Genomic DNA, 13,899 nt, shown 5'->3' with positions numbered 1-13,899 from the left:
ATGCGGATGGAGGTGACTGCGGCGCCGGGGATGGAGGAGAGCAGGGTGCGGCGCAGGGAGTTGCCCAGGGTGTAGCCGAAGCCGGGCTCCAGGGGTTCGATGACGAACCGGGAGCGGAATTCGTCGACGACTTCTTCGGTCAACGAGGGACGCTGGGCGATCAGCATGAAGTATTGCCTCCAGGGTTCGGCGCCCGCTATTTGACGCCATGGACTCCCCGAAGCCTAACGGGCCGAGCAGTCTGACAAGAGCCACCCTGCCCCCAGACCGGGCTCCACTGCCCGAGCAACCCCACGACCCGCCGGCGGGCTCCGCATCACCGCAGGACTCCCCGCAAGGCGGGTTGGCACGGGATCAGCGCCGAGACCGACACACCCGTTGTTGAGCAGGAGCAGAGCCTCGCCGTGCGGCGACGTGCGCTGAAGGGCTCGTCCTCGACCTCGACCACCAGTACACGCGCGCATTTGATGCTACGAGGCGGTACATATCGTCGGCGTATCGAGAATCCGATACGGGCTCACAACACCACATTGCCTTGACTGGCGGCATGAATGAAAACCCGCCATCAGCGCGAATACAGCCCCGCCGAATTCGTCGGCGCATCGTCGCAGGCTCGGTAGTAGCCCTCATCGCGGCGATCGCCGCGACTTTCGCCTGGCACGCGCAGAATTTCCGCTCTTCGGCGTCCTCGGCATCTGAACTGACCGCATCGCCTTCCTTCTCCTCGGCCCCCTCGCCGCCGAAGGGTCCTCGAGGAGAACACGGTGGTGCGCTGGGCGAAGCCGGCGGCGCCGTCCCCGAGGGCACGACAGTCTTCGACGACGATGTCGTGGCCGTGGCCAGGCTCGGTCCGAATTTACTCAACGCCCTGCGCCAGGCCGCAAAGGACGCAGCGGGCAGTGGGCTACCCCTCTACATAAATAGTGGCTGGCGTTCCCCGCAATACCAGGACCAGCTTCTGCGCGAGGCGATCTCCAAATACGGGTCCAAAGCCGAGGCCGCCCGGTGGGTGGCGACCGCTAAGACCTCACCTCACGTGTCGGGGGACGCGGTCGACATCGGGCGTTCCAACGCGGCGAAGTGGCTCTCCGAACACGGCGAACGATACGGACTCTGCCAGATCTACCGAAACGAACCCTGGCACTACGAGCTGCGCTCCGACGCGATCGATCGCGGGTGCCCGCAGATGTATGCCGACCCCACCCAGGACCCGAGGATGCAAAAGTGAACGGCAGTGAGCAAGGACAGACGATCGTGCGGACCGACACGGCGGAGCACGCCGGGCAGGAAGACGCCGACCGCCAACGGGTCGGCTCCTCCAATTGGCGCGCGGGCGTCCGCCGGGCGATGGACGTCGCCTCCCGACCGGGACCCTGGAGGCGCGGCCGGGTGCTCGCCGTGCTGGCGCTGCTGCTGGGGCTGCTCATGCTGCTGCACGCACAGATCACGGACCGCGGGGGACTGGGCAGCCTGGTGGAATCCTTCGTGCCGTGGCTGGGACTCTGGATCCCGGTGCTGCTGGCAGGGGCGCTGTGGCGCCGCTCCGCCGTGGCGGGCCTCGCGCTGCTGATGCCGGTCGTGGTGTGGCTGAGTCTCTTCGGCGGGCTGTTCATCGGCACGTCCCACGCGGGCAGCGACCTCACGGTGGCCGGCCACAACGTCGGCGCCGAGAACCCCGACCCGGTCGGCACCGCCCGCGATCTGGCAGCCTCCGGCGCGGACGTGCTGGCCCTGCAGGAGATCACCGCACAGGCGAAACCGCTGTACGAGAAGGAACTGGCGAAGGCGTATCGCTACCACACGGTGCAGGGCACGGTCGGGCTGTGGAGCAAGCTGCCGCTGTCGGGCACCCGGCCGGTCGACACCGAGCAGGACGTCGGACCGATGGGGGACGCCAAGCCGGCCGAGGCCAAGCTGGCCGACACCCGGGCGCTGCGCACCACAGTGGCCACCGACCAAGGGCCCCTCGCCGTATACGTGGCCCATCTGGGGTCCGTACGGGTAAATCCCAGGGCAGGATTCCAGACGGAATCGCGGGACAGAAACGCCAAGGCGCTCGCCGAAGCGGTCGCCGCCGAGCGCAACGAGCGGGTGGTGCTGCTCGGTGATCTGAACGGCACCCTGGACGATCGCGCGTTCGCCGGTCTCACCGCGCACCTGCGCTCCGCCCAGGACGGAGCCGGGGCCGGCTTCGGCTTCAGCTGGCCGGCGAAGTTCCCGGTGACGCGGATCGACCAGATCCTGGTCAGGGGAGTGGAACCGGCCGGCTCGTGGGTGCTGCCGGCCACCGGCAGCGATCACCGGCCGGTGGCGGCCGGAATCAGCTGGTGAACCTCGCTAGGTCCGCGGTTTCGCCCGCCCCGCCGCGGCGCGGCGCCTGCCCGGTGGCCGAAGCCCTGGCCGTTGGTCGCGGCCGGGAACCAGCGGGGGAAGGCCGTTCGCCTACCCTGTGTGGCATGAGCCGATGGGAAGAACTGACTGGTGGGACGTCCGGCGAGGACTACGCAGCCCGGTTCGCGGCGCTCGCCGGTAGCGGAAAGGACCTGCACGGGGAGGCACGGTTGTGCGCCACGCTGGTGCCCTCCGGGGCGCGGGTGCTGGATGCCGGGTGCGGCACCGGTCGGGTCATGATCCACCTGGCGGAGCTCGGGTATGACTGCGTCGGGGTCGACCTCGACGCCTCCATGCTGGCCGTGGCGCGCAGGCAGGCACCACAACTGCCCTGGGTCCAGGCCGACCTGGCCACGTTCGACCCGGCTGAACTCCATGGCGGCGCGGACTTCGACCTCGTCGTCGCGGCCGGCAACATCTTCCCGCTGCTCGCCGCGGGGACTGAGGCCGTGGTCATCGACCGCCTGGCCGCGGCCCTGCGCCCGGACGGCCTTGTGATCGCCGGATTCGGCCTGGACGAAGCCCACCTGCCGGTATCGCCCGGCATCACTCTGGCCGAGTACGACGCCTACTGCGCCGCGGCGGGCCTCACCTTCGTCGACCGCTTCGCGACGTGGGACGCCCACCCCTACGAGGGCGGTGGCTACGCCGTCAGTGTCCACCGCTTGCCACTGCCTCGCGGCTGATGTCCTTGGGGCCGGGGGAGCCGTAGGCGCGGACGACGCGATCCGTCGCCACCTGCCCGAAAATTCAGTGGAGCCGCACTCGTGCATGCCGTTAGCGTGCTTTCGCCCGCAGTCGCCTGCCAAGGACGTGCCGTTGTACACCAAGTGAGATCCCAAGAGCGCTGATCCGTCGCGCGTCGCACTTGTGCGCCGTGCTCCTTTTCGCTGCGGTCTTCTCACTGGAAACCGGTGTATGTCTGTGTCCACAAACCGGGTGGCAGAGTCCACCCGCCTGCCGATTGTTCTCCGCCGTTGCCACGGCTGCTCCTCCGGGCGCCTCGCGCTGCGCGCCGAGTGCGGATGCTGGGATGCCACCCCTGTCCCGGAGCGGATGAAAGTGCCTCGCGTACGCCCCGAACTCCTGGCCCCGGTGGCCGTACGACGCCACGGTATGAGCGGGCCGGGCCGGAGTGGGCGGCCTGCGTGGCAGTCGCCGTACGGTCCGCCTCCGCGCCGACCGCATCGCGGCCGGTGGGCACCGGTACCGGTGCTGGCCAGGTCTCGCTCTGCTGTGCGACGCGGTTCTTTGTGCGGCCGGTGCGTCTGACCGTCCAGGGTCCTGCGGCCGTACTGAACGAAGTAGGGGCGCCGTGCCGGTTGTTCTCGGCACTGCGCCCCTCGCATGACGTCGCCACGGGCGTCGTCAGCTGAGATGAGACTCGAAGAACCTCCAGATGGCCTTGGCTCCGAGCGCCGCCGCCAAGCGGGTGAGTACCTCTCTGGTCCAGCTTCGATCGCGTCCGCGAGATTGTTCTCGCTCTGCCATCGCCATCACCTACCTCTCGTTCCCGGACGGGGACCGGCTCCCCCATGGGCCGGCTGTCGTCCGGAGACGGGTAGGCAGAACCAGTGTGCCTCAACGGCACTGATTCCGGCGGGAGTTTGGCCCACATAGCCGCGCAGCCCGGGTCGAGGTTGGGTGTGCGAGCATGCTGTGGTGGCTGAGGTGGAGCTGGAGGCCTTGGCGGACGCGATCTCACCGATGCTGTGTGGCGTCAGTTCCCCCAGTGCCCTCCCTACCGAGGTGCGTACCCCAACCCGGCTCCTCACCTGACGGTTGGGAGCACGCACCTGGCGGGTCTGGTCGCCCTGCAGCGGGCAGCCGACGCCGTGGAGGCGATGCTGCCTATACCGGCCCGGATCGACCGTGTCTGTCTGATCGCCGGTACCGATACGCCGGGCTCGTGGCGCACTGTGGCCGAGTTCGCGCTGCTGCCTGCGACCGGTGCGAACGCCTAGTCCGGCATCATCCCGCGATGCGAACGGCGTCACGGACGTGGACGCCCGGGGCCCTGCCAGGCAGGGGAGCCGCTCTGCCGGTCGTATTCAGACCAGGGTGGTGATGCAGAACGGGTGGCCCGCGGGGTCCAGGAGGACCCTCCACCGGTCGGGCTGGGGCTGGACGGTGGGCAGTGCGGCGCCCAGGGTCAGCAGGTGCGCCTGCGCGGACTCCAGGTCGTCGACGCCCAGTTCCATGTGGGCCTGCTTCTCCTGGGAGGGGTCCGGCCAGGTGGGACGCCTGTAGTCGGCCAGCCGGTTGAATCCCAGCCCGGCCGACCCCTCCCGGCCGAGCAGGATGAAGTCGTCGCTGGCGTAGGCGATGGGCAGGCCCAGGACCTCGCCGTAGAAGCGGGCCAGTTCAGCGGGATCGAGGCAGTCGAACGTGATGGCTGCGTAGCGGAACACGGGTGCGGAGGTGTTTGCGGTACTCATGGGGAAGACGCTACGACCAGACCCGGTCAGATTCGGTCCTGGTCATGCAGGACACTTCACCGTGTGATCAGCACCTCTGCCCGCCTGCTGCGATTGGTCTCCCTGCTGTCCGCACGGCCGTCATGGACCTGCGGCGAACTGGCCGACCGTATGGAGGTCACCGAACGCACGGTGCGACGGGACGTCGCCAGGCTCCGGGAACTCGGCTACGGAGTCGAGTCCGACCCCGGGCCGTGGGGCGGCTATCGCCTGCGCGCCGGAGCCCGGGTGCCGCCGCTGATCCTCGATGACGAAGAGGCTCTCGCCGTCGCCGTCGGGCTGCGCGAAGCCGCGCTCAGCGGTGTTCTCGGCGGAGACCAGGCCGCGCTGTCCGCCTTGCTGAAACTGCGTCAGGTCCTGCCGCGCCGAATCGCGGACCGGCTGGGCGAGATGGACGCCGCTCTTGTTCACACCGCCAGGCCCGACGCGCCGCAGATCGCGCCCGGTATGCTGCTGGAACTGGCCGACGCGTGCCGCCGGGGCGAGCGCAGCGGTCTGTCGTACCGCGACCGGGAGGGAAAGACCACGGTCCGGGACGTCGACCCCTTCCGCCTGGTGCACACGGGACGGCGCTGGTACTTCGTGGCCCGGGACGTGACACGTGATCAGTGGCGCACTTTCCGGGCCGACAGGGTCAGCCGGATACAGCCGACCGGACGCCCGGTGGAACTCACCGACCCGCCCGACCCGGCCCTGCTCGTGTCCCGCTCCATCGCCGCCGGCACCTACCCGCTCTACGTGACGATCCGTCTCCCCCTGCCCGTGGAGCAGGCGATGGGGCTGATCCCGCCGACGGTCGGTACCCACCGCCCGGACGGCCCCCACGCCACGATCGTCGACATCGGCGGCCCCGACGCGGAAGGACTTGCCAGGTACCTCCTCGGCCTGGCCACCCCACTGCGGGTGCTGGCGCCGGACAACGTACGGGAGGCCCTGGTGCGCCGCACCCGGGAACTGTTCGAGGAGAACGTGAACGCTCAGCCCCGATAGACGAACGCTGTCCGGCCACCAGGCGAGTGGACCGTCTCGACACGCGCGAAGCAAACCCGGGCGGTGGGGTTGTCACCGCCGCTGAACTCCAACCACCAGTACTCGACGCGGAACCGGCCTGCCTACCCCTCATCGGCCTCCTGGTCGTTGGCTTCGTTGGCGCGGCTGATCTCGCTCATGTGCTCCTCCGCCCAGGTCCGCAGCCCCGCAAGCGCGGTTTCCAGGGACAGTCCGAGTTCGGTAAGCCGGTAGAAGACCCGCGGCGGCACGGTCGGTTCGACCCGGCGGGACACCAGCCCGTCGCGGGTCAGGCTTCGCAGCGTCACGGACAGCATCTTCTGCGAGACGCCGGGCATCCGGCGTCTCAGCTCCGCGAAACGCACCTCCTCCGGTGCGGCAGCGGCGAGCGTCTTGATGGCCATGGACGTCCACTTCGTGCCGATGCGGTCCAGCAACTGCCGCGTCGGACAGTGGGGATCGAACAGATCGCCGCGTACCCCACGACCGGCGGCCCGGGCTCCTTGGGTGGTCACCTGCGGCTCACCACCTTCCCTGAAAGTGCCGTCTAGAAAGCGGCCCGACGGTTACTTATCGTTCTGTGGTCACCAATGGTAACCAGCTGGAGGAGCCAACATGCCCGTCACCGCCGTACACCAACTGCGTCGCATCACGACGAACGGCGTCCAGCTCAACGTCGCGATCGCCGGGGAAGGACCTGCGGTACTCCTGCTGCACGGCTTCCCGCACACCTGGCAACTCTGGAGCGGCATCATGGGGCAACTGGCCGGACAGTACCGGGTCATCGCCCCGGACCTGCGCGGCTTCGGTGCCAGCACACGAGCCGTCGAGGGCTACGACGCAGGCACCCTGGCCGCCGACGTCGAAGGGCTGCTCGACGCACTCGGCGAGCCCTCCGCAGCGGTGGTGGGCATCGACGCGGGCGCGGCACCCGCCGTCCTGCTCGCGCTGCGCCGCCCCGGCCTCGTCCGGCGCCTGGTCGTGATGGAAGCACTGCTCGGCCGCCTGCCCGGAGCAGAACACGTCATCGCGGGCGGCGCCCCGTGGTGGTTCGGATTCCACGCCGTCCCCGGCCTCGCCGAGACCGTTCTGGCCGGCAATGAGGCCCCGTACATCGACTGGTTCCTCGACTCGGGGACGCTCGGGCGAGGAGTACCCGACGACATCCGTGCGGCCTTCGTCCACGCGTACACCGGGAGCGAGGCCCTGCGCTGCGCGTTCTCCTATTACCGGGCCCTGCCCACCAGCGCGCAGCAGATTCAGGACGCCACCGCGACGGCTCGGCTGACCATGCCGACCATGGTCGTCGGCTCTCACCCCGTGGGTACGGGTCTCGAACGCCAACTCCGTCCCATCGCCGATGACCTGGTCGGCCATCACCTCCAGGACTGCGGCCACATCATCCCCCTCGACCGCCCCGGCGCATTGTTGGCGCTCCTTGAACCCTTCTTCTCCGCCGGTCTGACGAAGTGACGGCCCGCGCAAGGTGCACGGGCAGGCATAGTTGTCCGTTCCACCTGATCGTTCTAACCTGGTTACGGGCCCGCCCCAGTCCCCGTCGGCCTAGACCGCACCGCTCCCGATTTACTGCCGAGACGCGAGCGTGTGAGCAGCTCTGGTCGCCAGGTCCGCCGATACCGGACCAGTGACCATGATGAGGCGCCGGCAGGCGGGGAAGGCACTGAGGGCCATGGTCAGCGAGATCAGAGGATGGACGTTCCTGACGAACCACGCGCGGGCACTGCTGGCCATCGCGCAAGATCCGACCGCGTCGTTGCGCCAGGTGGCCGCCTCCTGCCGGATCACGGAGCGCACCGCCCAGGCCATCGTGGCCGACCTGGAAGCGGCGGGCTATCTGCACCGCCGACGGGTCGGTCGCTGCAATCAGTACACCCTGCATCTGGACCGGCCCTGCAGGCATCCGGCTGACGCCGGGCTGCCGGTGCGCGCACTGCTGGAGCTTTTCACCGACCGGCCCGCGGGCACCGCGCCGCCCGCGGGCTGAGGAGAAGGCAGCCCAACATGGAACAGGACGCCGGAGAACGGTTGGCGGTCCGCCACATGCCCGTGGGCCGGTCCGCCACGCTGATAAGCCTGTCCGGCGAGTTGGACCGCGACATGGCCCCCGTGCTGCGTGAGGCGGTCGTGCAAGTGGCACTGCGCCCGGGCGATCGCCGTCGGCTGCTGCTGGATCTGTCCGCCGTCACCTACTGCGGCGATGCCGGCCTGTTCACGCTTCTGGGCGTCTGTCATGCGCTGGACGCGGTGGGCATCAGGGCCGGGATCGTGGCGGCGGGGCCTGTCACCCGCCGCGCCATCAACCGGGCGGGTCTGCTCGATCGGTTGATGTCGACGTAGTCGGCGCGGCACGGGGCAGAACACGCAGCTGGGTCGAAGGGGTGTACGAGGCGTGTTGACGCCCGGCAGCCGAGGTCACCGTCCCGGCCTGTGGAGCAGGTGACGGCCGATCGCAGCAACTTGGCGGTGTTGCGCGACGGTCCAGCTCATTTTGGGAAGAAAAGAGCAGATGAGGGAAGAAAGGGAAAGTGCGGGTCACCTTCCGACCGGCCGATTCCGTACGCCAGTGAACCGTGAGCTATCCCGGGCAGCCTGCCTGCTCCAAGAGGAAAAAGACTATGCGCCCCACAGTTCATAGCCCTTGCTGGCGTAGGCTCGTATCGGCCTGTTGCCTTCTCCTGGTCGGGTGCACAAGCCCGCCGGCCGCCGCTCCTTCGGGCCCTTCCGCTACTGCCTTGCGTGTACCGTCCGGCGCTCTCTCGGGGCCCAATGCGGACGGCGGGGCGGCTCGCCGCATTCCTGGTCTCGGTCCGTATACGCGCGCGCAGATCGGGCCCGAGACGGAGCAGGCCCTCGTGGTCACCGGAAAGGCAGGGGCAAGCAATGCCACTGCCGAGCTCTATACAAGAGGGCGGTCCTCTCGATGGAACAGCACGGCAGGGCCATGGCAGGCTCGTAACGCGGTGTTCGGATGGACGGGAGATCACCGTGGCGGGGATCTGCGCTCTCCCATCGGAGTGTTCCGGATCGGTGACGCGGGCGGGCTCTTGCCCGATCCAGGGACGCAACTGCCGTACGACATGGACGACGAATTCGACGAGCCGGGAACCGGCTTCTACGGCGAGTCGCTGTCCGGGTCGTTCGACTACGTCGTGGCGATCGACTACAACCGACGGTCGGGGTTCTCTCCCTTGGACAAGGTGAGGCCGCTCGGGCTGGGTAAAGGCGGGGGAGTGTGGATCCATGTGGACCACGGAGGGCCCACGAAGGGTTGTATCTCTCTGCCGCGCCAGCAGTTGCGCGAACTGTTGCAGCTTCTGGATCCACGGCGGCGGCCTGTCATCGTGATGGGGCCGGAAATTGAACTTCGCCGTTGACGGGCGCTGACAACACACCTGGTGGCGTAGGCCTGCCCCCGCCCCCTGCCCAAGGCAGGGAAGGGGGTCAGCGAAGGGAGCGATTTCTTCTGCGGCCTAGGCGGCCATGGTGGCCAGGAGCGCGGCGACCAGAGCGCCGAGTGCGCACAAGGACCCCGCTGCCGCCAGGATGATCGCCTGCGAGTGCACGGAGAGTGTGTCCTCACCGTCGTACGGGGTGCGACTCATGTCCCACACTGCCTGGATCTGCAGAGACGCACCGACAACCAAGCCGATGATGATGATGGCATCGAACATTCTTTTCTCTTTTCTAGTCTCTCTACCCTTCCCTGAAGAAGCGGTGCATCTGCACTGCTCGGGAGATATTGCCGCCTTTGGCGCACCACCATAAGGGCGGCGGGGGTTGACGAGAAGCGTCCTACTTCGTGGCTGGGGTGGGCCAGGGGACGTCGGTTTCGACGGGGGCGGTGTAGTCGAGGCCGGGGACGGAGAAGCCGTAGAGGCGGCGGACTTCGTCGCTGAACCAGTCGAGGTCGGCCAGTGCGGTGATGGTGTCGCTGGTGGCGGTGGACCAGTGCTCGGCGACGGTGTTCTGCACGTCAGGGTCGAGTTCCCAGGTGTCGAGGCGGACCCGTCCCTCGTCGTCGACGTCGAGGGGACGGGCGCCGGTCAGCTGGTCCCACAGCTCCGCCAGTTGACCGATGGGGGCCACCATGGCGTCGCCGAGTGCGCCCCGCAGCAGCCCGAGGTACAGGGCGATGCCGGGGACGGCGGTGGAGGACTGGGTGACGGCGGCGGCGTTGACCGAGGTCACGGCCCGGCCGCCCAGCATCTTGCGCAGGCGCTCGTCCAACGTACGTGCGGTGGCCTCCAGATGGGACTTCGCGGCGCCGATGGTGCCCTGCCGGTAGATCGCCGCGGTGAGAGGAGAGCCGATGTAGGACAGGGCGGCGGTGGTGAAGCCGTCGGCGAGCAGGGACCGGTCGGCCAGGAACGTGATCCACCGTTCCCAGTCGGTGCCGCCCATCACCGCCACGGTCTGCTCGATGTCGTCGTCCTCGGCAGGCCCGGTGGTGATCTCCTTGACCTCCGGGGCGCCGTTCTCGTCGAAGACGAGGGTCTTGGTGGTGGACGGCGAGCCGATCGGCTTGAGGACCGAGGCATACACGGTGCCGGTGTCCGGGTCCGTGCGGCGGGGCGCGGCCACCGAGTAGATCAGGAAGTCGAGTCGTCCGCCGAACCGCTCGGCGAGGAGGTGGGCGACCTGCTCCTTGACCGTGTCGCTGAACGCGTCGCCGTTGAGGAAGACCATGTCCCGCCCGTGCTGCTGGGCGAGCCGGGCGGTGGCGGCGGTGCGGTACCAGCCGGCCGTGCCGGTGCGCCGCGCGGGCGCCTTCTCGAAGCACACGCCGATGCCACGGATACCCACGCGGGCCAGGCCGGCGATCGTGGCGGCCAGCCCGTATCCGGCGGAGGAGCCGATGACCAGAGCCACCGGCCCTTCGCCCCCGGCGGCGGGCGGGCCGGGGACGGCCTGCCACATCTCGTCCACCAGCTGTCGGCAGCCCTCAGGATGGGAGTCGAGGAACAAGAAGCCCCGGCTCTTGGGCGCAATGACGCGTTCGCTCACGATGTGGTGTCCCAGGTGTCGTCACGGACAAGGACGCGGCGGCCGCCTCAGCCACCCCGTCCCGCAAGTCTGCGGCCACGCCCATGAACATGGTGATCTTGACCGGCACAACGATGTCCGACCGGGCTTGGAGGGTTCCCCACTGGCTCCGGCGGAGGCGGCTGCTGGCGCCCACATCCCCTTCGGGAGCGTAGGACCGAACCCGGCGCCCGGCCGGTGGAACGCGGATGCGGCATGCGGCAGGTGTGCTGCCGCATGCCGCATCGTGTGGGAAGGGCAGCCCCGCGCCTGTGTGGGGCGGGGCTGCCGACCGGGTCAGCGGTGGTGGTGGCCGCGACCCCAGGATTCGCGGTCCAGGACGCGTCCGCGGGCGTCGCGGAGTGTGGCGGTGTCGTTGTTGTCCCAGACGTAGTTGCGGCGGTCCTGGTACACGTGGTGCCGCATGTCGCGTCCGTGGCCCGTGTGGACCTTGACGCTGGAGTGGCCCTTAAGGCGCAGACGGTCGAAGCGGTAGCGGTTGCCCTGCTTGTCGGTCAGCGTGAAGCCGCGCAGCTTCACCGCGTGGCGGGAGTGGTTCTTCACTTCCACCCACTCGGCGTTCAGGCTGCGGTTGGAGTGGTCGTCGCGACCGGGACTGTCGTACTGGACGTCGCCGATGACGACAGCGGACCTGTCCCGTCCCCCGTGCCCGTCGGCGGCGGCCGGCAGCGCGCCGGCTCCCAGGACGACGCCGGAGGCCAGGATCGCAGCAGCGATACGGCGGATGTCACGTGCAGCGGACATGAGTGCCCCTCAAGTACATGTCCATCACCCCGGTGTGCGGGACGGTGGACGATGCGGTTCCCGGCGTGCTGCCGAGAGACCACAGCGTGGACCGCCGCCTTGTTCAGCGGGGGCAATCCAGAGGGTGTTACCAGATGCGGATATTTCCGTAACAGACGCCTGTATCCGTCACCGATCTTGATGGCGGCGTTTCCAGGGGTTGCTGCATTCACCAACGATCCCTTGAGTGTTCATCAGCAAGCGGTTGTCCGCGCCCGACTGCGGTCTGCGTGCGCCGCTTCCAACAGGTCGGATTCCCGTAACAGGCGCCCGTTCCCGGCATTCGTACGAAGGCGCCAGGACTGCTCTGACATGCGATTTCCCTGGCCCTGGTGCGAGTTCGCGGATGCCGTCCAGGCGTTGCTCCCTCATCTCGCCGGACGGTGGTGGTGTGCCAGGACGGGCGAGAGTGATTCCCGCCCGATGCAGGAGCCTCCTGGCGTAGGTGAAATGCGCTGGGCCCGTCCTGTATGAACCTCGCCGGCGGAGGAAGGTGGGGGACAGGGCGCGCCGCCCGCGACGAGCTCCCCTCCACGGCCGGTGCAGCCCGACCTGTGGGCGCCGGCGCGGCGGGAATGCGTCGGCGCCCACGGGCATGTGCGTGATGCCCCGGGCTGCGGGCGACGGCATGGCACCCACCCCCGTCTGAGAGCCGCGCGGGCCAAGACCGGCGGTCGAGGGTCTCTGCTCCCGGCTCAGGTGTGAGCGGTGCGGCGGCGCTCGGGAGTGAGGAGGTAGGCGAGGGCCATGTCGCTGAGTTCGTCCGCGTACTGGCCCCTGGCCGCTTCGCCGGTGGCGGGATCGGGGCGTACCGAGTTGTGGAAGCACGCGCCGAGGATGGCGCGGGCCGCGGTGTCCAGCGCCGTCTGCGGGTCCGAGCGCCGGATCTGGTCGGTGTAGGGGGCTGCCGCTTCGAGCAGGAGGCGGTGGATTTCGGTGATGGTGCGGGCCCCGCGGTCCAGGGACCTGCTTCCCCGCGCGCGCAGCAGTTCCGGGAAGAGCCTGCTGCTGTCGGCGAAGGACTGCAGCAGGGCGTGCGCATAGGCGTCCATGACACCGGAGAGCGAGGGCTCGGCCGAGCGCAGTTGCTCTGCCATGTACTGCTCGCGGCGTTCCAGCATCCGCTCGGTCAGGGCGGTGATCAGCTGTTCTTTGTCTTCGAAGCGGCGGTAGATGGTGCCGACGGAGACGCCGGCGCGTGCGGCGACGCCGGTGATGGTCATCTCTTCCAGGCCGGACGAGCAGGCGATGTCCTCGGCCGCCTGCAGTACGCGGGCCAGCGTCGCGGCGCTGCGTGCCTGCCGGGGCTCCCGGTAGGGAGCGGGGCGCTCTGGCTCCTCGATCATGTCCCGCATGCTATCGGCGGCGGTCCGAGCAGGTCCCTTTGACAAGTGGTGCACTCCTCCGCCTACTCTCATGACGCGAACGTGAATTCACATTCGCATTCTATCGGAGGTTCGACCATGACCGACAACCCGACTTCCACGACCGTGACCGTGACGCTCGAGGCAGGGCCCACCGGCGCCGGGAGCATCGACGACTTCGAGCTGTTCTACGCCCGCCGCGCCCTGGACCGCTTCAGGGCGCGACTGGGCCGCCAGGGACTGCTCGACCTCCTGGCCGCGGACATCGAGGAGGGCAACGCCTTCCTGAGGGACAGTGCGCGCGCCTCCGAGGGCAGCTTCACCGCGGGTACGACGGTGCTGGCGGCGCGGGGGCTCACCTCGGGTGCGTTCCTGGCCTGGATGGACAAGGCCTTCTCGGGCGACGAGAGCGCGCTCCTCGCGGCGCACCCCGAGCACTACGTGATGGCCCCCGGCGCCGATGGAGCGTTCAACGTGGTGGAGAACATCGGCCCGCACGTCTGCTCGTTCTACATGGGCGGCTGGGGGACGAGCGCATTGGCATGGGCCGCTGACGTGGACGAACTCCTCCCGGAGTCCGAATTTCCGCACAAGATGTCCTCCAATCTCTTCCTGGCCGACGGCACCGTCGTCGGGCGGGCGTTGACCCAGTTCGGCGACACCGCCGACGGCTTCACCGCAAGCCTGACGGTCTACGTGCCCACCACGTGTCCGCAGGACGTCCTGGAGCACCATCTGCGGCACTACGCCGTCGAGTTCAGGAACTGGATCGTCGCCGCGGCGGCGGCCCGCACCTGAGTTCTCCGGGGCGG

At 68.9% G+C, this 13,899-nt stretch carries 15 protein-coding genes and 2 pseudogenes; 10 read left to right on the top strand and 7 right to left on the bottom strand.

Annotated features, from left to right (window positions below):
* Positions 1-167, bottom strand: a pseudogene (locus ACFUPX_RS35075) (DNA-directed RNA polymerase subunit alpha); the annotation flags it as partial.
* Between the two features lie 380 nt (positions 168-547).
* Here ACFUPX_RS35075 and ACFUPX_RS35070 point away from each other — a divergent pair.
* The 4 genes and pseudogenes from ACFUPX_RS35070 to ACFUPX_RS35055 all read left to right on the top strand — a co-directional run.
* On the top strand, positions 548-1,228 hold the full coding sequence (locus ACFUPX_RS35070) for a M15 family metallopeptidase (protein WP_383332080.1): 681 nt from the start codon (positions 548-550) through the stop codon (positions 1,226-1,228).
* 119 nt (positions 1,229-1,347) lie between these two features.
* Positions 1,348-2,331: an endonuclease/exonuclease/phosphatase family protein gene (locus ACFUPX_RS35065; RefSeq protein ID WP_383332086.1), complete on the top strand. Its 984-nt coding sequence runs from the start codon at positions 1,348-1,350 to the stop codon at positions 2,329-2,331.
* A gap of 125 nt (positions 2,332-2,456) precedes the next feature.
* The gene (locus ACFUPX_RS35060; protein ID WP_383332078.1) at positions 2,457-3,077 is read left to right on the top strand and encodes a class I SAM-dependent methyltransferase; all 621 of its coding nucleotides are present in this window, start codon (positions 2,457-2,459) and stop codon (positions 3,075-3,077) included.
* A gap of 1,020 nt (positions 3,078-4,097) precedes the next feature.
* Positions 4,098-4,355: pseudogene (locus ACFUPX_RS35055) on the top strand (hypothetical protein); the annotation flags it as partial.
* Between the two features lie 87 nt (positions 4,356-4,442).
* Here the strand turns inward: ACFUPX_RS35055 and ACFUPX_RS35050 are convergent.
* Positions 4,443-4,829, bottom strand: a complete 387-nt coding sequence (locus ACFUPX_RS35050) for a VOC family protein (RefSeq protein WP_383332076.1) — start codon at positions 4,827-4,829, stop codon at positions 4,443-4,445.
* A 63-nt stretch (positions 4,830-4,892) separates the two neighbouring features.
* Between ACFUPX_RS35050 and ACFUPX_RS35045 the strand changes: the two genes are divergently transcribed.
* Positions 4,893-5,858, top strand: a complete 966-nt coding sequence (locus ACFUPX_RS35045; RefSeq protein ID WP_383332074.1) for a helix-turn-helix transcriptional regulator — start codon at positions 4,893-4,895, stop codon at positions 5,856-5,858.
* Positions 5,859-5,980: 122 nt separating this feature from the next.
* Here ACFUPX_RS35045 and ACFUPX_RS35040 read toward each other — a convergent pair whose 3' ends face one another.
* A complete protein-coding gene (locus ACFUPX_RS35040; protein ID WP_383332072.1) occupies positions 5,981-6,391 on the bottom strand; it encodes a winged helix-turn-helix transcriptional regulator in 411 nt (136 codons plus the stop codon).
* Between the two features lie 100 nt (positions 6,392-6,491).
* Here ACFUPX_RS35040 and ACFUPX_RS35035 point away from each other — a divergent pair, with 100 nt between their 5' ends.
* The 4 genes from ACFUPX_RS35035 to ACFUPX_RS35020 all read left to right on the top strand — a co-directional run bounded on the left by ACFUPX_RS35035 (position 6,492) and on the right by ACFUPX_RS35020 (position 9,271).
* A complete protein-coding gene (locus tag ACFUPX_RS35035; RefSeq protein WP_383332070.1) occupies positions 6,492-7,349 on the top strand; it encodes an alpha/beta fold hydrolase in 858 nt (285 codons plus the stop codon).
* A gap of 217 nt (positions 7,350-7,566) precedes the next feature.
* On the top strand, positions 7,567-7,881 hold the full coding sequence (locus ACFUPX_RS35030) for a MarR family transcriptional regulator (RefSeq protein WP_383332068.1): 315 nt from the start codon (positions 7,567-7,569) through the stop codon (positions 7,879-7,881).
* Positions 7,882-7,898: 17 nt separating this feature from the next.
* Entirely contained in the window at positions 7,899-8,234 is a 336-nt protein-coding gene (locus ACFUPX_RS35025) for an STAS domain-containing protein (protein ID WP_383332066.1), read from the top strand.
* 278 nt (positions 8,235-8,512) lie between these two features.
* Positions 8,513-9,271, top strand: coding sequence for a L,D-transpeptidase family protein (locus ACFUPX_RS35020; RefSeq protein ID WP_383332064.1), 759 nt, complete (start codon positions 8,513-8,515; stop codon positions 9,269-9,271).
* A gap of 96 nt (positions 9,272-9,367) precedes the next feature.
* Here the strand turns inward: ACFUPX_RS35020 and ACFUPX_RS35015 are convergent, their stop codons facing one another.
* From ACFUPX_RS35015 to ACFUPX_RS35000, 4 genes are all read right to left on the bottom strand, one after another.
* The gene (locus ACFUPX_RS35015; RefSeq protein ID WP_383332062.1) at positions 9,368-9,568 is read right to left on the bottom strand and encodes a hypothetical protein; all 201 of its coding nucleotides are present in this window, start codon (positions 9,566-9,568) and stop codon (positions 9,368-9,370) included.
* 121 nt (positions 9,569-9,689) lie between these two features.
* Positions 9,690-10,901, bottom strand: a complete 1,212-nt coding sequence (gene fabV, locus ACFUPX_RS35010; RefSeq protein WP_383332060.1) for an enoyl-[acyl-carrier-protein] reductase FabV — start codon at positions 10,899-10,901, stop codon at positions 9,690-9,692.
* 315 nt (positions 10,902-11,216) lie between these two features.
* Positions 11,217-11,684: a lamin tail domain-containing protein gene (locus ACFUPX_RS35005; RefSeq protein ID WP_383332058.1), complete on the bottom strand. Its 468-nt coding sequence runs from the start codon at positions 11,682-11,684 to the stop codon at positions 11,217-11,219.
* 734 nt (positions 11,685-12,418) lie between these two features.
* The gene (locus tag ACFUPX_RS35000) at positions 12,419-13,069 is read right to left on the bottom strand and encodes a TetR/AcrR family transcriptional regulator (protein ID WP_383332056.1); all 651 of its coding nucleotides are present in this window, start codon (positions 13,067-13,069) and stop codon (positions 12,419-12,421) included.
* Positions 13,070-13,186: 117 nt separating this feature from the next.
* Between ACFUPX_RS35000 and ACFUPX_RS34995 the strand changes: the two genes are divergently transcribed.
* On the top strand, positions 13,187-13,885 hold the full coding sequence (locus tag ACFUPX_RS34995) for a hypothetical protein (RefSeq protein ID WP_383332054.1): 699 nt from the start codon (positions 13,187-13,189) through the stop codon (positions 13,883-13,885).
* Positions 13,886-13,899 lie beyond the last annotated feature (14 nt).

The sequence above is a fragment of the Streptomyces sp. NPDC057302 genome, assembly GCF_042667685.1.
GTDB lineage: Bacteria > Actinomycetota > Actinomycetes > Streptomycetales > Streptomycetaceae > Streptomyces.
The sequence above is the reverse complement of the archived record's forward strand: the minus strand, read 5'-3'. Positions and strand labels throughout refer to the sequence as shown.

Excerpts from the sequence above, each read along its gene's own strand:
- ACFUPX_RS35070 (WP_383332080.1), top strand. The coding sequence starts at position 548 with ATGAATGAAAACCCGCCATCAGCGCGAATACAGCCCCGCCGAATTCGT.
- ACFUPX_RS35065 (WP_383332086.1), top strand. The coding sequence starts at position 1,348 with ATGGACGTCGCCTCCCGACCGGGACCCTGGAGGCGCGGCCGGGTGCTC.
- ACFUPX_RS35060 (WP_383332078.1), top strand. The coding sequence starts at position 2,457 with ATGAGCCGATGGGAAGAACTGACTGGTGGGACGTCCGGCGAGGACTAC.
- ACFUPX_RS35050 (WP_383332076.1), bottom strand. The coding sequence starts at position 4,829 with ATGAGTACCGCAAACACCTCCGCACCCGTGTTCCGCTACGCAGCCATC.
- ACFUPX_RS35035 (WP_383332070.1), top strand. The coding sequence starts at position 6,492 with ATGCCCGTCACCGCCGTACACCAACTGCGTCGCATCACGACGAACGGC.
- ACFUPX_RS35030 (WP_383332068.1), top strand. The coding sequence starts at position 7,567 with ATGGTCAGCGAGATCAGAGGATGGACGTTCCTGACGAACCACGCGCGG.
- ACFUPX_RS35025 (WP_383332066.1), top strand. The coding sequence starts at position 7,899 with ATGGAACAGGACGCCGGAGAACGGTTGGCGGTCCGCCACATGCCCGTG.
- ACFUPX_RS35020 (WP_383332064.1), top strand. The coding sequence starts at position 8,513 with ATGCGCCCCACAGTTCATAGCCCTTGCTGGCGTAGGCTCGTATCGGCC.
- ACFUPX_RS35015 (WP_383332062.1), bottom strand. The coding sequence starts at position 9,568 with ATGTTCGATGCCATCATCATCATCGGCTTGGTTGTCGGTGCGTCTCTG.
- ACFUPX_RS35005 (WP_383332058.1), bottom strand. The coding sequence starts at position 11,684 with ATGTCCGCTGCACGTGACATCCGCCGTATCGCTGCTGCGATCCTGGCC.
- ACFUPX_RS35000 (WP_383332056.1), bottom strand. The coding sequence starts at position 13,069 with ATGATCGAGGAGCCAGAGCGCCCCGCTCCCTACCGGGAGCCCCGGCAG.
- ACFUPX_RS34995 (WP_383332054.1), top strand. The coding sequence starts at position 13,187 with ATGACCGACAACCCGACTTCCACGACCGTGACCGTGACGCTCGAGGCA.